Origin of the sequence: Devosia sp., assembly GCF_017307495.1 — a bacterium.
Classification (GTDB): Bacteria; Pseudomonadota; Alphaproteobacteria; order Rhizobiales; family Devosiaceae; genus Devosia_A.
Map to the genome: position 1 here is coordinate 1 of NZ_JAFKHE010000017.1, position 22,260 is coordinate 22,260.

Sequence of the window (22,260 nt, forward strand, 5' to 3'; positions counted from 1 at the left end):
GCCGGCGAGGCGTGAGCCTCATTCATTCTGCGGACTACCGCGAGGGGCAAAGGCCCCGCCGGCCCGTTCGCTTCATCCCCCGCAAAGGGGATGGCTCTTTGACAAACTCCGAAGCCGCAGGGCTGTCGGACAAATCAGCATGTCCGGCGTCCTCGTACCACCGGTTAACGGTCAACGCGCGGTGAGCGCGCAAAAGCCGTTCAACTGCCGCCGATGGCGCTTAGCCCGCCGCAACGGTGGATGGCCCAAGTTCTGGCCTTCCAGAACAGGGAAGGGTTCCATATGGGTTTGAGAGCGTTGGCCTACGAGCAGGCGATGAGCGATCCGATCAACGAGGCACTGGTACTGTACACGGGCTTCGGCACGTCCCCGTTCCCGCGTGCCAAGACGCCGCACCTGGTACAGCGGTTCGGTTCCGCCAAGGGAGCCGAGCTCAAGCAGCGCATCCTTGACCTGCTCGAGGAGTTGCAGCAACCCGTGGAGGCGCTCGAGGTACGCTCGAGGAAGAGCCTGACAGAACGGGCGATCGAGCAACTCCAGCCGAGGCATCCAGAACTCGACGATTCGGGCCTCAAGGCCCTGGCCTGGACCTATTCTTTCGGCTTGCGCTGAGGCGTAGCGGATTGTTCACGCCGGGTGAACAGTGCATTCCCTTGCACAAGCCAATCAATCCGACAGCGACGGGCGACGCCCCAAGGCCGCCCAGATGGCCGGAATCTCTAGGCTTACAGATCTGATACTCGAGGAACACAGTTGTGACCGGGTGCTGTCGCTGTGACCCTGCGCCAAAATGGTGCCTGCTTGCGATGCGGCACCACAGGCACTTATTTGCCTCTAGTAACATTTTGATACTGGAGTGCAGCAGATGACCAAACCCAAGATTGCCGTGATTGTCGGTTCCATCCGTCCGACCCGTTTCGGCGACAAGCCGGCCAAGTGGATTGCCGATCACGCCGCCGCCCGCGGCGACATTGACGTCGAGATCGTCGACCTGAAGGACTATCCGCTTCCGCTGTTCGACGCGGCCGCGTCCGACTTCTGGATGCCGACGCCAAACGAAATGGCTGCCAAGTGGCAGGCCAAGCTCAGCGAGTTCGACGGCTACATCTTCGTCACCGCCGAATACAATCGCTCGGTGCCGGGCGCGCTGAAGAACGCGATCGACTGGGCCTACAAGCCCTTCATCAAGAAGGCCTCTGCCTTCGTCGCCTACGGTTCGGTCGGCGGCGCGCGTGCCGTCGAGCACCTGCGCAACATCATGGTCGAGCTGCAGTCGGTTCCGGTGCGCCATGCCATCCACATCGGTGGCTCGGACTTCATGCCGATCATGATGGGCCAGCAGAGCTGGGACGACGCCAAGGGCAAGTTCGACATGTTCGTGCCCGAGCTGCTCGACAACCTCGTCTGGTGGACCAACGCGACCAAGGCGGCGCGCGAGGCCGACGCCAGCAAGGACGCGACCAAGGCGGCCTGAGGCTCCGACGACGTTTCGCCGGGGTTCTCCTCCTTTCGCACCCCGGTGGGAGGCGGCGCATCAATCGCGCCGCCTTCTTTTTGTTCATGCGGCAGCCACAAATCCGCATGACTGTCTCGCGTCAAATGCTAAGCTTGACGGAATCTTGGCCGTTGAGTGCGCCGCCGGGCGGGTGTAGACACCCGCCCACCCGAAACAGGGTGAGCGAAGGGCATATGACTCAGACCACTTCGTCCGGCGTGACGCCCGGCGCTGGGGCGACCGATCAGGCCGGCCACGCCGTTCCGAGCAACCTCCCTATCCTCATCCTTGGCGCCCTGGGCGTTGTGTTCGGCGATATCGGGACCAGCCCGCTCTATGCCTTCCGCGAGGCATTGCATGCCGCCGGCGGCGCGCCATCGGAGCGCGAGGTACTGGGGCTGCTCTCGCTGATCGTGTGGGCGCTTACCATCGTCGTCACCGTCAAGTACGTGATCTTCGTGCTGCGCGCCGACAACAAGGGCGAGGGCGGCACGCTCTCGCTGATGACACTGGCCACCAATGCGTTCACCAAGCGCCCGGCCTGGGTCATCGGGCTGGGCATCGTCGGCGGTTCGCTGTTCCTGGGCGATGCGATCATCACCCCGGCCATTTCGGTGCTGTCGGCGGTCGAGGGTCTCGAAGTGGTGGAGCCGCGGCTCACGCCATGGGTCGTGCCGATGACCGTGGTGATCCTGTTCGGACTGTTCATGGTCCAGCGCTTCGGCACGCAGCGCGTCTCCACCGTGTTCGGCCCGGTCATGGCGGCATGGTTCGTCATCCTGGGGGTTATCGGCCTCTTCCATATCGTTGACGCACCGCAGGTGCTCCTCGCGCTCAATCCCGGTTACGGCATCGAGTTCCTCTATGGTCACGCACATCTGGCCATCGTCGTGCTCGGGGCAGTGTTCCTGGCGGTGACCGGAGCGGAAGCGCTGTACGTCGATCTCGGACATTTCGGCCGGCGCCCGATCATCCTGGCCTGGCTGGCGCTGGTGTTTCCGGCCCTGCTGCTCAACTACTTCGGTCAGGGCGCCTTCGTCCTCAGCCACCCGGCCGAGGTCAGCAATCCCTTCTTCCAGATGCAGCCCGAATGGGCCCTGCTGCCCATGGTCGGGATCGCCACGCTGGCCACCGTGATTGCGAGCCAGGCCGTGATCTCCGGCGCCTATTCGCTGGTCCGCCAGGCCATGCACCTCAACCTGCTGCCACGCCTCGAGGTCAGGCATACCTCGGAAGAAGTGGCCGGGCAGATCTTCATGCCGCAGGTCAATTTCCTGCTGCTGATCTGCGTGCTGCTGCTCGTGGTCGGCTTCCGCTCGTCGAGCGCCCTGTCCGCTGCCTATGGCATCGCGGTGACCGGCGAGATGCTGGTGACGGCCGTGCTGCTGTTCATCGTGATGTGGCGGCTGTGGAAATGGAACCTTGTGGTCGCCATGGCGGTGATCGTGCCGCTGCTGGTCATCGACATCGGCTTCTTCGCCGCCAACCTGGCGAAGTTCCCGCAAGGCGGCTGGGTGCCGGCGGTGGTGGCCGCGACGATTGCCTCCCTGATGGTGATCTGGATCGTCGGCCGCCGTCGCCTCGCCGAGAAGACCCGACGCGACGAGGTGCCCCTCGAGTTCCTCGTGGAGAACCTGTCCAAGAAGCGGCCGACCACGGTGCCCGGCACTGCGGTGTTCCTCACCTCCGACATCGAAGGCGCTCCAACGGCGCTGCTGCACAGCCTCAAGCACTACAAGGTTCTGCACGAGCACAACGTCATCCTGACGATCATGACCTCGGATCGACCGCGCGTGGCCGACGAGGACAAGATTCGCATCGACGCCTATAACGACCTGTTCTACCGGGTGGTCGTGACCTTCGGCTACATCGAGACGCCGAACATTCCCAAGGCGCTGGCGCTGGCACGCAAGCTCGGCTGGAAGTTCGACATCATGAGCACGTCGTTCTTCCTGTCGCGGCGGTCGCTGAAGCCGTCGCCCAAGGGGGGGATGCCGCTATGGCTCGATCGGGTGTTCATCGCACTGGCGCGAAACGCCACCGATGCGACCGAGTATTTCCACATCCCCACCGGGCGCGTGGTCGAAATCGGTACGCAGGTGATGATCTAGTTCGCCGCACTCCGCTCTGGATCAGCCCTTGGGCATGTCCGGGCAGACATAGGGCACGGTGGCGGCTACGTACCTCTCTTCGACAGCGCCGCCCCCGACCTTCACGCTGAGCACCAGCTCGGCGTCGGAGAGCGAAACGATGTTGGCGGCGATGTCCATGCCGTCCTCGTTCCACTTGAGGGCGGTGTCGGAGGTCAGTTCCCACGGGCTGAGACGGTGCGTCTCCCAGCACGAATCCTGAACCAGGGTGCCGTCCGAGAGGAAGATCTTCATTGCGCCCGGCAAGTCGCCATCGGCTTTCGTCCAGACCCTGTCGACAAGGCCGGGCCTGGACGTCCCAGAGGCGGTCTCGAGGGCCGATTCCCCGGCGAAGGCGGGGAGGCAGGCCGTGGAACTGACGCCCCACATGGCGAGCAAGGCGAAGAGGGCGGCTTTGCTGGTCATTCGGCATCATCTCCGGTTTGAGGCTGACTGTAGCTGGTTACGGCGCAGCCGCGATGCAAGCAGGCATCGTGATTGCGCCGGAACCCGGATCAACAGCCAGGCAACATGAACCGTCGATGAGCGAGGGATGAACGGCTACTGGCGCACACCCAACACGCGGTCGCGATCACGGATGCGGTTGCGGGCCTGCTTAGGCCAGAGCTGGTATGCGTCCCCGCCGCCTTCGAGAATGTGTCGGGCATGGACCGGCCAGTTGGGGTCTTCCAATGCCGTGCGGGCAAAGGCGACCATGTCCGCGTCGCCCTCGGCGAGGATGCGCTCCGCATCGGCCGGATCGTCGATCAGGCCCACGGCCATGGTGGGGAGGCCGGACCCGCGCACGGCGCGCGACAGCTCGACCTGGTACAGGGGGGCGGCCTTGAGGGCATAGCCATCGAAGCCGCCCGAGGAGCAATGGATCATGTCGACGCCGCGTGACTTGAGCTCGCGGGCCAGCACCACCGAGTCCTCGACGCCCCAGCCCCCCGGGCTGCCGTCGGTGACCGAGATGCGCACCAGCAGCGGCTTGTGCTCCGGCCAGACGGCGCGCGTCGCCTCCGTTACCTCGAGGGCGAAGCGCATGCGGTTTTCGCGGCTGCCGCCGTACTCATCGGTGCGATGGTTCGAGATGGGCGAGAGGAACTGGTTGATCAGGTAGCCGTGCGCGCCGTGGATCTCGATGGTGTCGAACCCCGCCGCATCGGCGCGGCGGGCCGCATCGGCAAAGGCCTGGACGATGCGCGCAATGCCTGCCTTGTCGAGGGCAGTAGGGGTCTGATAGCCGGGATTGTCGGAGTGCCGTTCGGCACTGGGAGCGACGGGCACCCAGGTTTCATAGGCGTACTCGACCTTCTCCGCCTCCGTCTCGTTGAAGCTGCCGCGCCACCAGATCGGGGTGGCTGCCTTGCGTCCCGCATGGGCGAGCTGGATGCCGGTGGCGGCGCCTTCTGACTTCAGAAAGCGGGCAATGTGAGCGAGCGGGGCGATCTGGTCGTCGTTCCACAGCCCCAGATCGCCGTAGGAGATGCGTCCGTCCGGCGTGACGCCGGTGGCTTCGACGATCACGAGGCCGAAGCCGCCCAGCGCAAAGCGGCCAAGATGGACAAAGTGCCAGTCGTTGGCGAGACCGTGCTGCGACGAGTACTGGCACATCGGGGCCACGACCGTGCGATTGCGGAAAGTCAGGCCGCGCAGTGTGTACGGCGAAAAGAGCTGGGACATTGGGCTTCTGCTGCAGTTGGAAACGGCAGCAATCCTGCCCCGAATATGCTTCATCGGCAAGTGCCGATGAAGCGGCGTGCGCCGACGGCTCAGGCGGCTTGCGGGCGGCGGTGGCCGGAGACTTCCGCGCCAGCGTTGCGCTCGAGTGTCAGGAGCTGGAGGGCGCAGGCGATGATGATGGCGCCCATGACGATATAGGTGATCTGGAAATCGATGACACCGAGGACCGGCGCGCCCCGCCACATCTGGCTGAGGTTGAGCGTGCCGGCGGCAACGGCGACCCCGAACACCATGGAGAGCTGCTGCGACATGCTCGAGATCGTGGTGGCGGAACTGCGTCGGTCGGCGTCGACGTCAGCGAAGGCGAGGGTGGCCAGCGCCGTGAACTGCATCGAGCGGGTCGCACCGGCGATGAACAGCACCACCACCGTCAGCAGGTACGGAGTCTGCGGACCGAGCAGGCCGCACGCGGCCACCGACACGCCGGCGAGGACGCCATTGATCGTCAGCACGCTGCGGAAGCCGAACCGGCGCAGGGCGGGCGTGGTGATGGCTTTGATGACGAGGTTGCCCAGGAAGTAGATGACGACGAGGGCCCCGGAGCTGAGCGCATCCATCCCGTAGGCGACCTGGAACATCAGCGGCAGCAGGAACGGCGTTGCGTTGATGGCGGTCCTGAGGATCGCGCCGGCCCTTGCGTCGGTCGCGGCGAAGGTTGCGATCCGCAGTGTCCTGAGGTCGATCAGCGGATGTTCGATGCGCAGGAGCCAGGTCACGGCCGCTGCGCCAACGACGAAGCCTACAACGATCAGCACAGCCGCCACCCATGTCGGCAGCGTACCCTGCACCAGGGCGTCGAAGCCGTAGAGCAGGCAGCCCAGCGTCACGCCGGTCAGCGCGAAACCAGGCGCATCGAACGGGCGATGCTTCAGCTCGACATCCCGGGGAACGATCATGGCGACCAGCACAAGCCCGATGATGCCGAGCGGGATGTTGATCCAGAAGTTCCAGTGCCAGGAGATGTATTCGGTGATGAAGCCGCCGAGGGCGGGGCCGATGACAGGGGCAAAGAGCGCCGGCCAGATGGTCAGGCCGATGGCCGGAACGATCTCGGACTTCGCGGCGGTCCGCAACACGATGATGCGGCCGACCGGGAACAACACGGAACTGCCGGCGCCCTGCAGCGCGCGGGCAATGGCGAACTGCCCGAGATCCTGTGCCATGCCGCAGGCGACGGAGGTAAGGGTGAACACCGCGAGCGCTGCGAGGAACACGCGGCGCGCGCCGAAGCGATCTGAGAGCCACGCCGCCGCCGGAATGCAGATGGCGACCGCCAGCATGTAGATGGTGACGCCAAGGCTCATCTCGAGCGTCTCGACACCGAAGTCGCGCGCCATGCGAGGGAGGGCGGTGACGATGATCACCCCATCGAGGAACTGCATGAACAGGGCTGCCGCGACGACGAGGGCGACATTGCGGGCGTGCGGGCTGAGGGGCGTGGGCATCGACGAGTGGGAGTGGGTGACCGGGACGGTAGCGATATAGCGCAACATGCTACCATACCACCATCACCGGTTTGGCTGATGCCGACAGATGCGGCCGGGGTGTGGCTTCAACTCCTCGCAGCTGCGGCGACCTTGCAATGTCTCGCCCTTCGTAGGACTTTCCTCGGGCTACCATTCCAGTCATTGATTGCCTCCCCAAGGACAAAGACCCCTAGCCATGCCCTTTTTCGACCTGCCGCAGTCCCAGCTCGAAGCCTACCGCTCGAGCGCCGTCGCCCCTGCCGACTTCGATGCCTTCTGGGCCGAAACCCTCAGCGCTTCGCGCGCGAAACCGCTGGACGCGGTGTTCGAGCCGGTCGACACGGGCCTCAGGCTGTTCGACGTTTTCGATGTTACCTTCGCCGGGTTCGGTGGGGACAAGATCAAGGGCTGGTACATCAAGCCGGCCGGCCAGGCGCCACGCGGCACGGTGGTGAAGTTCATCGGCTACGGCGGCGGCCGCGCGCTGCCGCAGGAACACCTGCTCTGGCCTGCCACCGGGCGCGCCGTGCTGGTGATGGACACGCGAGGGCAGGGCAGCAGCTGGTCACGCGGCGACACGCCCGATCCGTCCGGCGCCCATCCCGCCCATCCCGGCTTCATGACGCGCGGCATCAACGATCCGCACGACTACTATTACCGTCGCGTCTACACCGACGGCGTACGGGCGGTGGACGTGGCCCTCGGCCGTTCCGAGACCGATCCCAACAAGCTGGCGGTGGTGGGCGGTAGCCAGGGGGGCGGCATCTCGATCGCCGTGGCGGGCCTCCACCCGGGCGTGAAGGCAGCGATGCCCGACGTGCCGTTCCTGTGCGACTTCCCGCGGGCGGTGGGGCTGACGACCCGCGATCCCTATGGCGAGATCGTGCGCTACCTCGCGGTACATCGGGAGAAGGCGGCGACGGCCTACAACACGATCAACTACTTCGACGGCGTCCACTTTGCGGCCCGCAGCAAGGCCGCGGCATTGTTCTCGGTGGCGCTGATGGATGACGTGTGCCCGCCTTCAACGGTCTACGGCGCCTACAATGCCTGGGCGGGACCGAAGACGATCGAAACCTACACGTTCAACAATCACGAGGGTGGCGGCACCTGGCAGGAGCGCCGGCAGGTCGCCTGGCTAGACGGAACGCTGGCTTGACCACGCTCGCCCTCGACTACGCCGACCGCGACGGGGCGATCGCCCGTCGTCGGTGGGTGATGTCGCGCGTCGCCATCTACGCGGTACTGTCGCTGTTCGCGCTGGTCTATCTCGCGCCGGCGCTGCTGGTGTTTCTCAACTCCTTCCGCGATGGCGCCGAAGTCAGCCGCAACGGCCTCATCGCCATCCCGATGAGCTTCTCGTTCGACAATTATGTCCGGGCCTGGACGCAGGCCTGCGTCAGCGGCATGTGCCGAGGGCTGGCACCCAACTTCATCAACTCGCTGATCATTACCATTCCAGCGACGATCGCGACGACGATCATCGGGGCAATGAACGGCTACGTGCTGAGCAAGTGGAAGTTTCCGGGTTCCGAGTTCGTCTTCGTGATGATCTTTCTCGGCATCTTCCTGCCCAGCCAGGTGTCGCTGCTCCCCTGGGCCTGGATCATCGGCAAGCTCGGCCTGTCCAACAATGTGATGGGCCTGTTGCTGATCCACACCGTGCAGGGCATTTCGTTCGCGACGCTGTTCTGTCGCAACTTCTACGCCGGCCTGCCGGACGAGATCGTGAAAGCGGCGCAGATCGACGGGGCCGGGTTCTGGCGCATCTTCACCCGCGTCGTGCTGCCGCTGTCCGGGCCGATCCTCGCCGTCACGGTGATCTGGCAGTTCACCTCGATCTGGAACGAGTACCTCTACGGCGTGGTGTTCACCTCCGGGGCGCAGCAGCCGATCACGGCTGCGATCATGGGGGTGCGGGCCGGCGGATCGGCGGCCACGGTGATGATGGCGGCGGTGCCGCCGCTGCTGGTGTATCTGATCGGCGGCAAGTATTTTGTGCGCGGACTCACCCAAGGGGCGCTGAAGTAGGCATGACGACCAGGAACTACGTGATCGACGAGATGATCTCGGCCAAGGCCATCGCGGCCAGGGTCGAGGCGCTGGCCAAGGAGATCTCGACCTACTACGCCGGTACGGACAAGCTGGTGGTTGTTGGCCTGCTGCGCGGCTCGTTCGTGTTCATCGCCGACCTCGTGCGCGAGCTCGACCTGCCGGTGGAGGTCGATTTCCTCGAGGTGTCGAGCTACGGCAACGCGACGGAGTCGAGCCGGGAGGTGCGCATCCTCAAGGATCTGCGCGGCGAGATCGAGGGCAGGGACGTGCTGCTGGTCGAGGACATCGTCGATACCGGCTACACGCTGAAGCACGTGCTCGAGATCCTCAATACGCGCCATCCCAAGCGGATCGAGGTGTGCGCACTGCTCGACAAGCCATCGCGGCGCGAGGTGGACGTGAAGGCGCGCTGGATCGGCTTCGAGATCCCGGACAAGTTCGTGGTCGGCTACGGGATCGATTATGCGCAGCGCAACCGCAACCTCGGTCATATCGGGGCGGTGCGCTTCACCGACTGAGGATGCGCCGAAGGCCCGACAGCCGCGCGGCTTCGGGTTTCGCTGCAGTTCTGCCGCTCCCGAAGGTGCGGCATGGGCGGGACTTCGTCCCTGTGGCGGTCGTCCGCCAAACTGTACAAAGGTTGGGACTCTCGCCCCGCCCATCGCGAAGGGATTTTTGGTGATCCGCACCACGAAGCGATGCAGGAACGGCCCACCCCAGGCGCGACGGCTCGCCCCTGGACCCAACCCCCACCGCGACGCCCCGTCGGCGCCTCGCATCGGTGAGGTCGGGGCAGAATAATACGGGTAGAGCGAGGGGGAATAAGTTTCGAAGAGATGCCGCATCCGGGCAGCAGAAACCCGTTCAGGATCCGTTCATCGGCAAGGCAGACCGGTGACAGACTGATGATGGAATAAGGCCAGTGATGCTGTCGCACATTGTACTTGATCCGAACCGTACGTTACGGTACGGCATTCGCTACTCGATGGAGAGACCGGTGGCAGTTGCCGTTGCCAACAGCGAAGAGACGTTCACGCCGCGCCAGCAGCAAGTGCTGACGGCCGCGCTGGACCTGCTCGTCGAACAGGGCGACCGGCTGACCATGACCTCCGTGGCCCGGCGCGCCTCGTGCTCAAAAGAGACGCTCTACAAGTGGTTTGGCGACCGCGATGGGTTGCTGACCGCCACCGTGCAGTGGCAGGCGGCCAAGGTGAAGGCGCCCCATGTCGACCGCTGGCGGCTCGACGCCGGGTCGCTGCGCCAGAGCATCGAGCAGTTCGCGCATGACCTGTTGGGCACGATCGTCGGGCAGGTCTCCGTGACGCTCAACCGGCTCGCTATCGGGCATGCCGGAGCCGAGAAGCACGGGCTCGGGCAGATCGTGCTCGAGAACGGCCCGCTCGCCATCCGCAAGCGCCTGAAGCCGGTGCTGGAGGCGGGACGGGAGGCGCGGCTGCTGCGCTTCGAAAGTTCGGAGGAGGCCTATCGGAGCTTCTTCGGGCTGGTGGTGCGCGACGCACAGATCCGGCTGCTGCTCGGCGAGTCCTACAGCCCGAGCGACGTTGAGATTTCGCGCGACGCAGCGCGGGCAACGGAGCAGTTTTTGAAGATCTACGGGGTGGGCACGGCCTAGTTGCAGCCACCAAGGTGTCGTCCCTGCGAAAGCAGGGATCCATCTATCCGCTGGCGCGGGCCGTGAGTGGGATCCCTGCTTTCGCAGGGATGACACCGGAATTAGCTGGATGGCCAGGGGCCGTCCGAGAGTTTGAAATCGGCCCTACGGCCAAACGCACAAAAGGGAGACCACCATGCGCGTCTATTACGATCGGGATGCCGATCTCAACATCATCAAATCCAAGAAGGTCGCGATCGTCGGCTACGGCTCGCAGGGCCATGCGCACACGCTGAACCTGCGCGACTCGGGCGTGAAGGACATCGTGGTTGCCCTCCGTCCGGGTTCGCCGTCGGCCAAGAAGGCCGAAGGCGAGGGCCTGAAGGTCATGTCGGTGGCCGATGCCGCCAAGTGGGCCGACGTCATCATGATGCTGACGCCGGACGAGCTGCAGGCCGACATCTACAAGAAGGACATCGAGCCGAACATTCGTGACGGCGCTGCAATCGCTTTCGCGCATGGGCTCAACGTTCACTTCAACCTGATCGAACCCAAGAAGACCGTCGACGTGATCATGATCGCGCCGAAGGGCCCGGGCCACACCGTGCGTGGCGAATACCAGAAGGGTGGCGGCGTGCCGTGCCTGATCGCCGTCCACCAGGACGCCTCGGGCAACGCCCAGGACATCGCTCTTGCCTACGCTTCGGGCGTTGGCGGCGGCCGGTCGGGCATCATCGAGACCAACTTCCGCGAGGAATGCGAGACCGATCTGTTCGGTGAGCAGGTCGTGCTGTGCGGCGGCCTGGTCGAGCTCATCCGCGCTGGCTTCGAGACGCTGGTGGAAGCCGGCTACGCGCCGGAAATGGCCTATTTCGAGTGCCTGCACGAAGTGAAGCTGATCGTCGACCTGATCTACCAGGGCGGCATCGCCAACATGAACTACTCGATCTCGAACACCGCCGAGTGGGGCGAGTACGTCTCGGGCCCGCGCATCATCACCTCGGAGACGAAGGCCGAGATGAAGCGTGTGCTGCACGACATCCAGACCGGCAAGTTCACCTCCGAGTGGATGCAGGAATACAAGGGCGGCGCTTCGCGCTTCAAGGCGACCCGTCGCCTCGCCGACGAGCACCAGATCGAGGAAGTGGGCGAGAAGCTGCGCGGCATGATGCCGTGGATCAAGGCCGGCGCGCTGGTCGACAAGGCGAAGAACTAAACCGTCCGCAGGGTCCGTCGAGTTGTGCGAAGGGGCTTTAGGGCCCCTTCGTCGTTGCGGCGACAGTTTCCTCCCCGAGGCGCTCCCGGGTGAGCAACTCGATCAGCCGGATCAGCCGGCCGATGTCTTCTTCGCGCAAGAGATCGAGCTTCTGGTGCAAGGCCTCGATATCGAGCTCGGCACGCAGGTTGACGTCGTAGTCGAGCTGGGCCTTCTGCCGGTCGATCACTGCCTGCCGGTTCTGCGCCATCATCAGGATGGGCGCGGTGAACGCGGCCTGGAAGGAGAGCGCGAGGTTCAGCAGGATGAAGGGGTAGGGGTCCCAGTGCTGGACCCAGCCCACCACGTTCAGGGCGATCCACAGGACCAGGATCGTCGACTGGATGATGATGAAGCGCCACGAGCCGACCGTGGCCGCGATGCGATCCGAGAGGCGGTCGCCCACGGTGAGCCGGGGTGGCTCAACGTTGCGGAGGGTGAACTGCCTCGCGGGATGGGTTTCGATGTCGGCGGGGTCAAACGTTGGCATCTGGCAGCCTCATGACGACGACGCCCGACCCTAGCGCATGCTCCTTGCCAAGTCTTCGGGCTCCGGCACGACGGAGCGGTCGCCGGCATCCACTGTCCGCACCATGAGGTCCACGGCCGCCGCGGTCGCCAGTCCCGCGCTCCGGACCAGCGTACGCCAGGTGTGAAAGCTCAGTGCCAGCCCCAAGGCCGCCTGCTGCGTGTGCGACAGCCCGTCCGACAGAGACGCGAAGATTGCTCCGAGCGGCTGGCCGAAACGCAGGTCCGAAATCTCCCGCAAGGTCGCGTTGTCTTCGGCATCGCGCAGGACCGCCGCCACCAGTTGCTCGTTGCGGGCGAACCAGCCGTAGAGGGCGTCGAGCGCCTGTCGCAGCCGCGTTTCGGGGTCGTTCGTCGCTGCCCACTGGTCGGGCGAAGGCAGCGCGTCCCGCTCGGCATGCAGACTCGAGCAGGCCAGGAAGATCGCGCGGTCGTCGGGGAGGTGGGCGTAGACGGTATGACGCTGCACGCCGGCGCGTTCGGCGATCATGCTGATGGTGGTGGCCGACGGGCCGATCTCACCATGCAGGGCCAGGGCGGCCTCGACGATCCGCTGCCGCGTCTCGGCCTCCTGCACAGCCCGCTTGCCCTTGGTGTAGCTTCTTGACATTCCAATGCACACACGTGTGCAGCCATTCAGCTGCGGTTCATATTCTGTTGCACATACATGTACTCCGAAATGCAACGGAGTTCCAGAGGAGCTGAAAATGGACTTTCCGACCTTCGTGGGCGCAAGGAAAGTGGCGCCCGACGTGACGACCTTCGCGGGCTTCTTCCCCATCGGGCCGCTCGGCATCCTGCCGGCAAACGCCCACTTCATCCACGCCAGGGAGCCGATCCTGGTGGATACGAGCGGCGTGGCGTTCCGCGAACAGTTCATCGATGAGCTGACCAAGGTCATCGACCCCGAGGACCTCAAGTGGATCTATGTCAGCCACACCGACCTCGATCATATCGGCAACCTCGAGGCGGTGATGCGGCTGGCGCCGAACGCCAAGATCGTCGTTCCGGGCCTGGGCGCGGCCAAGCTCGGCCTGCGCGAGGGTTTCGACATGAGCCGGGTGCAGCCGATGGATCACGGCCAGCGGCTCGACCTCGGCGACCGCGAACTGGTGCTGCTCAAGCCACCGACCTATGACGCGCCGGAGACGACCGGCTTCTTCGATACCCGGACGCGCGTGCTGTTCAGCGTCGACTCGTTCGGTGCTCTGATGGATGCGCCATACGAGGAACTTGCGGCGGTGCCCGAGGCGACGCTGCGCGACGGCATGGCCACGTGGTCCGGCATCGACGCGCCATGGCTGGGCATGGTCGACAAGGCCAAGTTCGGGCATCTGCTCGCCGACATCGAGCGGCTCGACCCGGCGGCGATCATCTCCGGGCACCTGCCCGTCGCCGATCGCGCCGTCACGCAGCGGTTGTTCCGCAACATGCTGGGCGGGGTAGCGACGCGGATCGCCGGACCGGACCGCGAGACCATCGAGGGCCTGTTTGCCTCTCCGCAGGGGGTGTTCTGATGGCCACCATGATCGAACGGCCGCGCATGAGCAGGGACAATGCCGGGTTGATCAGCATGCCCATCACCACGAGGCAGGGCTGCAGGGGAGTGACCTGCCCGGCCTTCGCGGTCTGCCAGGGGCGGTGCGAGACACGTCGCAGCCAGGACGAGCAGGTGGTCGGGGGATACCCCGGCGGGCTTGCGGCCTCTGCCTGAGCCGTACCGGAGAGGGCCCCCTGCGTGGGCCTTTCTTAGTGGCTGCCCGGGGGCGCGACGCACACTGGGAGTGCGGCCTGCGGGCGAGATGAAGCGCCCGAAATGCAGAGGGCCCCGGCGCTGGTCGCTCGGGGCCCTCAGTCTCGCCTGTCACAGGCCACGAGATCATTCATGGCCGCGAGAAGGCGAGCCGCGACGGTTGGCGCGCATCAGGGCAAGGTCGCCCCGGGTGAGCCCGATATCGCGCAACAGGTGGTCATCGAACTTCATCAGGTCGGTGATGACGCGCTTGCGTTCGGCGCGCCGGAAGAAGGACGTCAGATCGAACATGTCGTTGCTCCTGGATTGCCTCGGCTGGCAGGGGGCGGCTTATTGCCAGAGTGGAATGAACCGGCGATGAACCGGCGCTCCCTGCTCGCCGAACGTCGTCGTGTCCTGTTGCGCGAACAACACGAAATGCGAAGGTAGCGGCTGATCTACCCGTGACGCGACAGGAGTGTTTGCCTACACTCGCGTGCGTTCTGCGGAGATTCATCGGGCTCGTGCTCAACCGGCTCTTCATCATCGTCGGAGTCGTCGCGATCCTTGCCATCGTCGCGGCCTTTGTCGTGCCCAGCTTCATCCCCTGGGGGGCGTATCGGGACCGACTGGCGACCATCGCGGCGGAAGCGCTCGGGACGCCGGTGCGGATCAAGGGCGAGGTGTCGTTCTCGCTGCTGCCGCAGCCCCGGCTGAAGCTCGCCGATGTCAGCGCCGGACCCGAACAGGCCCCGAACCTGAAGGTGGAGAGCGTCGAAGCGGATTTCTCGCTGATCGACTTCCTGCGCGATCGCTACAACGTCACGCGGCTGGTGCTGGGTCATCCGACAGTCACGATCAATGTCGGCGAGGACGGTTCGATCGACACGGGGCTGGCGCTGGCCAAAGCGGTCGAGAGCAACATCGCGATCGCCAATGCGGCGATCAGCGGTGGTCGGGTCGAGCTCAACGACCATCGCACCGGGCAGACCTACCAGGCCACGGACGTGACGGGCGACGTGAAGCTCGAGGCGTTGCATGGGCCGTTCTCGTTCCAGGGTTCGGGGACCGTGGACGGCGCGGGATATGCGCTCCGGGTCGCCACCGGCCCGCTCGATGCGGCCGGAGGAGGCGCGCTGACCCTCAACCTGCGTCCGGCGGACGGCTCATTCACCTTGTCGGCCGAGGGCACCATCACTCCGGGTCTCAAGCCTGATTTTGCCGGCACCGCCACGTGGCGGCAGCCGCCCCGCAAGACGGAAAGCGCGACGGAGGCGGATGCCGGGCAGGGCGACCTGGTGATGACCAGCAAGGTCGTGGCGACGCCCTCCCGCCTGCTTTTGTCGGACTATGTCGTCGTGCCCGACGAGAACCGGGCGGCAACCCGGCTGCTTGGGGCTGCGGAGGTGACGCTTGGGCCGGACATGTCCTTCAACGCCGTGATCTCCGGCGGGGTGCTGGCGCTGCCCCCGCGCGACGCAACGGCAGAGGCGGCGGTCGAGCCGTACGAACTGCTGCGACTGCTCAGGGAGTTGCCCTTGCCGACCGTTCCCGGCATCCCCGGAACGATCGGCGTGGATATTGCCGAGCTCAACCTGCGGGCATTCTCGCTGCGGAACGTGCGCCTCGATGCGCGGGCGCATGACGGCAACTGGACGGTGACCCGCTTCGCCGGTGCGCTACCGGGTGACACGTCGGTCATGCTGTCCGGCGAGGTCAGCACAACGACCGGCCGCCCTGAATTCGCAGGCCGGCTGTCGGTGGTCTCGCAGCGGCTCGACGCATTGAGCACGTTGTGGCGCAAGCCGGCGGCGGGCAACCCGCTGTTCGGCATGCCGGGCGGAATCGATGCGCGGATCGACCTGGTGGGCGACACGCTCTCGATCAGCGATGCAACGCTGGATCTCGACAGCGAGAGGCGCAGTTTCTCGGCGCAGATCGGGCTGGGAGCGCGCGACCTGCACCTGACCGCGAACCTGGGCACACTCGATGCGGCGCGCAGCGCGGCGCTGCTGGCCCTGCTGCCCGACCTCGGCAGTGACGCATCGTTCGCCGCCAGCTTCACGAAGGGCGAGTTCAAGCTCGCGGCGGAGGCGATGACGATCGGCGGGCTTGAGGGGCGGTCGCTCGAGGCTGCGGGCTCATGGGACGGCGGGGTGCTGGCGCTGGACAGACTCGCGGCGGCCGACCTGGGCGGCGCTGCCTTCGACGCCAAGCTCACGGCGTTTGGCTCGTTGGCCAGGCCGGAAGTATCCGGGGGCGCGACAATATCGGTCGCGTCGGCCGACGCGCCAGCGCTCAAGGCGCTGTACGGAGCCTTGCGGACATCGCCTGCGATGGTCGCGTTCCTGAGCCGGTCGCTGCCGGCGGAGCTGAGGCTGCAGCTGGATGCGCCGACGGGGGACGGGGCACAGAGCCTGACGCTGAGCGGCAGGCTGGCGTCGTCGGCCATATCGGCCGAGGCGCAGGTCGGAGCCGGCTTTCTCAGGGCGCTGTCGGGCCCGGTGAAGGTCCGGCTCGACCTCAAGTCGAACGATACTGCAGCCATGACGGCGCAGTTGGGCTTCGGCACTGCTGCGGTGTTCATCGACGGCGTGCCGCTGCACCTGGTCGGGGTGGTCGACGGCAACGTCGCCAACAGCCTCGAGGCGACAATGCTGCTCGAAGGTGGCGGCGATGCGCTGGGTTTTTCCGGCAACATGGTGGTTACCAACCCGGATGCGTTCAGCGGCAAAGGGACAGTGAAGGCCAAGTTCGCTGACGCCTCGGGGCTGGTCGCGTGGCTGGGGGCGGGGGGCATCTCGTTGCCGGCACTCTCGGCATCGGGGACGCTGACCTTCGATGGGACGCAGGCGGTCGCGGTGAGCGACATCACCGGCACCTCCGGCGAACAGTCCTTCAAGGGCAAGCTCAACCTTTCCCAGCGGGGCACGAACCGATCGATCACCGGCACCCTGGACCTGGGGAAGGTGGAGGTGGGGGCGCTGATGCGCACCTTGCTCGGCCCGGCATCACAACTACCGGGCCCGGGTGCCTGGCCGGATGGCCCCTTGGCGACCGGCGACGTCGCGCGGTCGACCGTCGGGCGGATCGGAGTGACGGCCTCGGGCCTGGAGGTGGCGGGGGCCGAGGTGGCGACCGACCTGCACTTCGATCTCGACTGGGATGCAACCAACACGCGGCTGCGCAACGCCGGCGCCAGCATCGGGCAGGGCAGCGCTTCGCTGGAACTCAGCGTCTGTTGCGCGGGGCCCCTGTCCGACAAGCAGGTGAGCGGGCGGATTGCGCTCGCCGGCGTCCCGCTCGATCGCATCGTGCCGACAGCCGTGGCGGCTGCGCTGGAGGGGACCATTGATGCATCGGGGCGCTTCGACGGCACCGGCGACAGCATTGCCGGCGTGCTGGGGGCGATGACGGGCGAGGGGACCTACAGCGTGTCGGGGCTCAGAATCGAGCGGTTCGATCCGCAGGCACCGAGCACCATTGCGGCGGTCGAAGACCTGCTCGCGATGCAGCCCGAGCAATTGACCGCCCTGATCGAGGAGCGCCTCGAGGATGGGCCGTTCGCCAGCCCCAAGGTGGCCGGCAGTTTCACCATCGCAGGCGGCGTGCTGCGGAGCCCGAATGTACCGATGGAGGGGGACGGCGGGCAACTGTTCGGCAGCGGGTCGATCCGGCTCGTCGACCTGGGCATCGGTGGCGACTACACCCTGACGCCGACCTCGATCACGCCGGCAGCGCTGGTCGACGCCGGTTCGGCGCGCGTGGTGGCGCGGCTGGGCGGCACGCTCGTGGCGCCGGAGCGGACCTTCGACGTCAGTGGGCTGGTCGACGCGATCATGGTCAAGGCCTACGAGGCGGAGGTGGCGCGACTCGAAAAGCTCAGGGCCGAGGACGAGGCGCGCAAGCAGGCGGAGGAGGCCGAAAAGGCCAGGCTCGCGGCCGAAGCGGCGGCAGTGAAGGCGGCGGACGACGCCGCGGCCATACGTGCGGCGGATGAAGCGGCGGCCGAGAAGCTTGCTGCAGAAGAAGCTGCGAAGAAGGCTGCCGAAGCCGAGGCGGCGAAGAAGGCCGCCGACGAGGCCGCGGCAAAGAAGGCAGCCGACGACGCCGCAGCCCAGCAACTGGCGATCAAGAAGGCGCTCGAGGAACTGAACAAGCCGATGGATATCGGGTTCGGGAACTGAGGCGGGCGCGCCCGGCCGGTTTCCGGCGCCTGCGGTAGCTCACGGTATTATTCCCGCGAAAGCGGGAACCTCTGTTTCAGCGCCCGTGGCCAAACGGAGATCCCCGCTTTCGCGGGGATGACCCCGGTGGTTGGGGGCGGGCAAAGTAGACACGGACGGGAGGGGAAGCAGCTCTAGTGTTCTATCGGACAGTCCGGATCAGCCCGCGCGATCCCTGTACCAGGCGAGGACCGCGAGGCGGACGGCCGAACTGAGGTTGGGGGCATCGCGGGCCTGGTCGATCTCGCCGATGATGGCGGCGATGGACTTGCCGTGCGCGGCGGCCATGGCTTCGAGCCCGTCCCAGAACTCACGCTCGATGGCGATGCTGGTGCGGTGCCCCGCGATGGTCAGCGAGCGCTTCTCCACCGGGACGTCACTTCTTGCGGAAACTGTCGAGGCTCACGACTTTCTCGCCCTGCGGCTCCGCTGTGGGGGTGGGCTTGGGGGAGGCCGGCACGTCCTCGGCGGCGGCTTCGACCTCGGGCCCGGCTTCGGCCGGCTCGGCCCGCTCGACGTCGAACTGCAGGCCGAACTGCACCGAAGGATCGAAGAAGCCCTTGATGGCCGAGAAGGGGATACCGAGCAGTTCGGGCCGCCCGTCGAATGAAAGCTCGACCTCGAAGCCGGTTTCGGTGACCTTCAGCCCGCCGAACTGGTTCTGCAGCACGATGGTCATTTCCTTGTCGTACTGCTCCAGCAGACGCTGGCTCATGCGCACGCCGGGCGCCCTGGTGACGAAGGAGATGAAGAAGTGGTGGTCGCCGGGCAGACCCGTTCGCGCCACTTCGGACAGCACCTTGCGGACGACGCCGCGCAGGGCCTCCTGGGCCAGGATGTCGTAGCGGATGAGGTCTTCGGCCATATGCGTTCCAGAAATCAGGGGAATCCCCACGGGTCCAGTATCACCGCGCAGAGGGCGACAATTCAAGGACAAAGGGCACGATCCGAAGCGAAGGTGCAGGCTTCTGTTGCCAGGTGCCTGCGGACCCCGCCTGACGCCCTGCTAGGAGCGGAGGACTTTGATTCCCAGTGCTAGCGCCGCATTACGCAGCGAGAGCGACCGGAGCATAGTTGTCGTTGGCAACTATTAGGATGGCCCGATATCGGTGGTACCATGCCGAGCAAAAGTCTACCCTTTACGCCCTTGTCGATCCTGTTTCGCCCCCATGAGCCCGCCACGACGGGGAGTTCTGGTGGAGGCGCCGGGCACTGCCCCCGGGTCCAATGGGTTTATTACGATAGCCGTTTATCGCCATAGCCGTTGCCGGCAAGACCTATATAGGGGTGGCGGCGGCCGGATGCAAACCCGGCCGCAGCGTTCCCAACCGGTGTTCTCCCAACCGCTTTCGTCCCAATCCCCATCGCCGGCGCTGCCGCTAGAATTGGCGGCCGCGGGCGGCGTTCAAGGGGAGACGAGGATGAACGTTCTGGAGATTCAACAGGCACTGCATGCCAAGGGGTTCGACCCCGGGCCGCATGACGGCATCCGGGGGCGGCGGACGATCGACGCCATCATGCGGTTCCAGGCGGCCAACGGGCTGGTGGTCGACGGGATCGTCGGACCGGTCACCGCGAAAGTGCTGTTCACCACGTTCAAGCCGTCGGCAAAGCCCGTGGTCGGCGTCGAACTGCCCTGGTATGCCGAAGCCTGGCGGCTTGTGGGCGTGACCGAGGATGGCAGCGCGGGGAGCAACCAGCAGATTCTCGCCTGGGCCAGGGACCTGGGCATCCCATATGGGGACGACGAGATCCCCTGGTGCGGGCTGTTCGTCGCGCATTGCATCGGCTCGCAACTCACGAACGAGCCACTGCCAACAGGGCCGCTGGGCGCCCGCAGCTGGGGCCGCTTCGGCAACGAAGTCAAGCCGCAGCCCGGCGCCGTGATGGTGTTCTGGCGCGGCAGCAAGGATGGATTCAAGGGCCATGTCGGCTTCTATGCCGGCGAGGAGAAGGGCGGGCCGTACCACATCCTTGGCGGCAACCAGATGGACAAGGTCTGCGTCACCAAGGTCGCGCGCGACCGGTTCCTGCACGCCCGGTGGCCCTCGACCGTGCCCGCGGCCAACGGGAAGGCGCTCGTCGTCGCAGCCGACGGCAAGCCGGTTTCCACAAACGAGGCGTGACGAGGCTGTATCGCCGTCGCGCGTGGCACTAGACTGCGGGGTCCTCACCCCGCAGATTCGACCGGCGCATGCAGCAGTATCTCACCCTTCTTCGCGATGTCCTCGACAACGGCACCGACCGGCCTGACCGGACCGGCACGGGCACGCGGTCCGTGTTCGGCCGGCAGATCCGGTTCGATCTGGCGCAGGGCTTTCCGCTGCTGACGACCAAGAAGCTGCACATCAAGTCGATCGTCTACGAGTTGCTGTGGTTCCTGCGCGGGGATACGAACGTACGCTGGCTGCAGGAGCACGGCGTCAAGATCTGGGACGAGTGGGCCGATGAGAACGGCGATCTCGGGCCGGTCTATGGTTCGCAGTGGCGCAGCTGGCCCGACGGGCACGGCGGGACGATCGACCAGATCGCCAACGTGGTGAAGTCGATCCGGATGAAACCCGACTCGCGCCGGCATATCGTCACGGCCTGGAATCCGGCGGAAGTGGACGACATGGCCCTGCCGCCATGCCATTGCCTGTTCCAGTTCTATGTCGCGGAGGGCAAGCTCAGCTGCCAGCTCTACCAGCGATCGGCCGACATCTTCCTCGGCGTGCCGTTCAACATCGGCTCCTATGCACTGCTGCTGCAGATGATGGCGCAGGTGACAGGGCTGCAGGCGGGCGAGTTCGTCCACTCGTTCGGCGACCTGCATCTCTACCACAACCACTTCGAGCAGGCCCGGCTGCAGATGACGCGTGAACCACGGCCGCTGCCGCACCTGACCATCAATCCGGACAAGTCCGACATCTTCGACTTCGTCTTCGAAGACTTCATGATCACGGGGTATGATCCGCACGCCCACATCAAGGCCGAGGTAGCCGTATGAGACGAACCGCCCTTGCGCTCGCCGGCGCCCTCCTGCTGGCTTCCCAGGCATCGGCCAACGACACCATGTCGACGCTGGGCGCCGGGGGGCTGATCTTCGTCGAGACCGACGACGTGCGCATGGTCGGCGAGGATCTCTATGTCTCGCCCGACCTGGTGCGGGTGAAGTACGAGTTCCGCAACGATACCAACCACGACTCCGACGCGCTGGTGGCGTTTCCGATGCCGGACATCACCGGCGACGGCGACTTCATGGTCGCCATTCCGACGGAGGATCCGGACAACATCTTCGGGTTTGAAACGCTGGTGAACGGCGAGCCGGTGGGGGCGACGCTGCATCAGTACGCGTTCGCGACCAATATCGACTACACGCAGTATCTAACCGACCTGGGGGTCCCGCTGACGCCATACGGCGAGGCGACGCAGACGGCGATCAACGCGCTCGATGACGCGACCAAGAAGGAGCTGCTGCACCGGGGGCTGGTCATTCCGATGGAATACGACGCCGGCCAGGGGATGCAGACCGACTACGTGCCGGTGTGGACGCTGCGCTCGACGTACAGCTGGCAGGCGCATTTCCCGGCCGGGAAGACGGTGAGCGTCGAGCACAGCTACAGGCCCAGCGTGGGTGGGACCGTGGGCGTGACCTTCCTTGCGCCGCCCTACGAGGACTATGACCCGGCCACCGAGTACAAGAAGAAGTACTGCACGGACGACAGCTTCATCAACGCGGTGAAGAAGACCTTGCCGAACCCGGACGAGCCCTATGGTGCGCCGTTCACCGAGAGCTGGCTCAGCTACATCTGGTCGACCGGCGCGAACTGGGGCGGACCGATCGGCACGTTCCACCTCACGATCGACAAGGGGCGGCCGGAGAACCTCGTTTCGTTCTGCTGGGATGGCGAGGTGAAGAAGACGGGCCCGACGACGTTCGAGATGGAGGCCAAGGACTGGTATCCGCCCTACGGCCGCGAGCTCGAAGTGCTGATCCTGAACAAGCAGGATCAGGAACCGGCGGCGGGCTGACG

22 protein-coding genes and 1 other RNA gene are annotated in these 22,260 nt (G+C 65.7%); 14 read left to right on the top strand and 9 right to left on the bottom strand.

The genetic code is table 11. The annotated features are described in order from the left end of the window. Positions 1-240 precede the first annotated feature (240 nt). The 3 genes from J0I99_RS09585 (at position 241) to J0I99_RS09595 (ending at position 3,606) form a co-directional block, all read left to right on the top strand. Positions 241-612 (top strand): hypothetical protein, encoded by a 372-nt coding sequence (locus tag J0I99_RS09585; protein WP_291393556.1) that lies wholly within the window; start codon positions 241-243, stop codon positions 610-612. A 253-nt stretch (positions 613-865) separates the two neighbouring features. Continuing rightward, positions 866-1,474 carry an NADPH-dependent FMN reductase gene (locus J0I99_RS09590; protein WP_291397239.1) on the top strand — a complete coding sequence of 203 codons (609 nt, stop codon included), beginning with the start codon at positions 866-868 and terminating at the stop codon, positions 1,472-1,474. A gap of 215 nt (positions 1,475-1,689) precedes the next feature. Continuing rightward, positions 1,690-3,606 carry a potassium transporter Kup gene (locus J0I99_RS09595; protein ID WP_291397240.1) on the top strand — a complete coding sequence of 639 codons (1,917 nt, stop codon included), beginning with the start codon at positions 1,690-1,692 and terminating at the stop codon, positions 3,604-3,606. A 21-nt stretch (positions 3,607-3,627) separates the two neighbouring features. On the opposite strand, the gene J0I99_RS09600 is transcribed toward J0I99_RS09595, so the two are convergent. From J0I99_RS09600 to J0I99_RS09610, 3 genes are all read right to left on the bottom strand, one after another. Then, positions 3,628-4,050 (bottom strand): hypothetical protein, encoded by a 423-nt coding sequence (locus tag J0I99_RS09600; protein ID WP_291397241.1) that lies wholly within the window; start codon positions 4,048-4,050, stop codon positions 3,628-3,630. Between the two features lie 135 nt (positions 4,051-4,185). Further along, positions 4,186-5,310 (bottom strand): NADH:flavin oxidoreductase/NADH oxidase, encoded by a 1,125-nt coding sequence (locus tag J0I99_RS09605; protein ID WP_291397242.1) that lies wholly within the window; start codon positions 5,308-5,310, stop codon positions 4,186-4,188. An 89-nt stretch (positions 5,311-5,399) separates the two neighbouring features. Then, entirely contained in the window at positions 5,400-6,863 is a 1,464-nt protein-coding gene (locus tag J0I99_RS09610; RefSeq protein WP_367115377.1) for a DHA2 family efflux MFS transporter permease subunit, read from the bottom strand. A gap of 169 nt (positions 6,864-7,032) precedes the next feature. On the opposite strand from J0I99_RS09610, the gene J0I99_RS09615 reads away from it, so the two are divergent. From J0I99_RS09615 to ilvC, 5 genes are all read left to right on the top strand, one after another. Beyond that, entirely contained in the window at positions 7,033-7,995 is a 963-nt protein-coding gene (locus J0I99_RS09615; protein WP_291397243.1) for an acetylxylan esterase, read from the top strand. Then, positions 7,992-8,867, top strand: coding sequence for a carbohydrate ABC transporter permease (locus tag J0I99_RS09620; protein ID WP_291393545.1), 876 nt, complete (start codon positions 7,992-7,994; stop codon positions 8,865-8,867). The genes J0I99_RS09615 and J0I99_RS09620 overlap by 4 nt, the downstream gene beginning before the upstream one ends. A gap of 2 nt (positions 8,868-8,869) precedes the next feature. Continuing rightward, entirely contained in the window at positions 8,870-9,409 is a 540-nt protein-coding gene (gene hpt / locus J0I99_RS09625) for a hypoxanthine phosphoribosyltransferase (protein ID WP_363278490.1), read from the top strand. A gap of 467 nt (positions 9,410-9,876) precedes the next feature. Continuing rightward, positions 9,877-10,524, top strand: coding sequence for a TetR/AcrR family transcriptional regulator C-terminal domain-containing protein (locus J0I99_RS09630; protein WP_291397495.1), 648 nt, complete (start codon positions 9,877-9,879; stop codon positions 10,522-10,524). 175 nt (positions 10,525-10,699) lie between these two features. After that, positions 10,700-11,719 (top strand): ketol-acid reductoisomerase, encoded by a 1,020-nt coding sequence (ilvC, locus tag J0I99_RS09635; protein ID WP_291397244.1) that lies wholly within the window; start codon positions 10,700-10,702, stop codon positions 11,717-11,719. A gap of 37 nt (positions 11,720-11,756) precedes the next feature. Here ilvC and J0I99_RS09640 read toward each other — a convergent pair whose 3' ends face one another. Both J0I99_RS09640 and J0I99_RS09645 read right to left on the bottom strand, forming a co-directional pair. Next, positions 11,757-12,248, bottom strand: coding sequence for a DUF1003 domain-containing protein (locus J0I99_RS09640; RefSeq protein ID WP_291397245.1), 492 nt, complete (start codon positions 12,246-12,248; stop codon positions 11,757-11,759). A gap of 30 nt (positions 12,249-12,278) precedes the next feature. Next, complete coding sequence (locus tag J0I99_RS09645) at positions 12,279-12,896, bottom strand: TetR/AcrR family transcriptional regulator (protein WP_291397246.1); 618 nt, start codon at positions 12,894-12,896, stop codon at positions 12,279-12,281. 97 nt (positions 12,897-12,993) lie between these two features. On the opposite strand from J0I99_RS09645, the gene J0I99_RS09650 reads away from it, so the two are divergent. Next, a complete protein-coding gene (locus J0I99_RS09650; RefSeq protein ID WP_291397247.1) occupies positions 12,994-13,803 on the top strand; it encodes an MBL fold metallo-hydrolase in 810 nt (269 codons plus the stop codon). Continuing rightward, complete coding sequence (locus J0I99_RS09655) at positions 13,803-14,000, top strand: hypothetical protein (RefSeq protein WP_291397248.1); 198 nt, start codon at positions 13,803-13,805, stop codon at positions 13,998-14,000. The genes J0I99_RS09650 and J0I99_RS09655 overlap by 1 nt, the downstream gene beginning before the upstream one ends. A 165-nt stretch (positions 14,001-14,165) precedes the next feature. Here J0I99_RS09655 and J0I99_RS09660 read toward each other — a convergent pair whose 3' ends face one another. Further along, on the bottom strand, positions 14,166-14,330 hold the full coding sequence (locus tag J0I99_RS09660) for a DUF1127 domain-containing protein (RefSeq protein WP_291390340.1): 165 nt from the start codon (positions 14,328-14,330) through the stop codon (positions 14,166-14,168). 212 nt (positions 14,331-14,542) lie between these two features. Between J0I99_RS09660 and J0I99_RS09665 the strand changes: the two genes are divergently transcribed. After that, on the top strand, positions 14,543-18,205 hold the full coding sequence (locus tag J0I99_RS09665) for an AsmA-like C-terminal region-containing protein (RefSeq protein WP_291397249.1): 3,663 nt from the start codon (positions 14,543-14,545) through the stop codon (positions 18,203-18,205). 198 nt (positions 18,206-18,403) lie between these two features. On the opposite strand, the gene J0I99_RS09670 is transcribed toward J0I99_RS09665, so the two are convergent. From J0I99_RS09670 to ssrA, 3 genes are all read right to left on the bottom strand, one after another. Then, a complete protein-coding gene (locus J0I99_RS09670) occupies positions 18,404-18,613 on the bottom strand; it encodes a ribbon-helix-helix domain-containing protein (protein WP_291397250.1) in 210 nt (69 codons plus the stop codon). 7 nt (positions 18,614-18,620) lie between these two features. Beyond that, a complete protein-coding gene (locus J0I99_RS09675; RefSeq protein WP_291397251.1) occupies positions 18,621-19,109 on the bottom strand; it encodes an SspB family protein in 489 nt (162 codons plus the stop codon). Positions 19,110-19,201: 92 nt separating this feature from the next. Beyond that, positions 19,202-19,555, bottom strand: a transfer-messenger RNA (tmRNA) gene (gene ssrA, locus J0I99_RS09680). A gap of 110 nt (positions 19,556-19,665) precedes the next feature. Here ssrA and J0I99_RS09685 point away from each other — a divergent pair. From J0I99_RS09685 to J0I99_RS09695, 3 genes are all read left to right on the top strand, one after another. Beyond that, complete coding sequence (locus J0I99_RS09685; protein WP_291397252.1) at positions 19,666-20,370, top strand: TIGR02594 family protein; 705 nt, start codon at positions 19,666-19,668, stop codon at positions 20,368-20,370. A gap of 68 nt (positions 20,371-20,438) precedes the next feature. Next, positions 20,439-21,233 (top strand): thymidylate synthase, encoded by a 795-nt coding sequence (locus tag J0I99_RS09690; protein WP_291397253.1) that lies wholly within the window; start codon positions 20,439-20,441, stop codon positions 21,231-21,233. After that, positions 21,230-22,258 carry a DUF4424 domain-containing protein gene (locus tag J0I99_RS09695; RefSeq protein WP_291397254.1) on the top strand — a complete coding sequence of 343 codons (1,029 nt, stop codon included), beginning with the start codon at positions 21,230-21,232 and terminating at the stop codon, positions 22,256-22,258. Before J0I99_RS09690 ends, J0I99_RS09695 begins: the two co-directional genes overlap by 4 nt. Positions 22,259-22,260 lie beyond the last annotated feature (2 nt).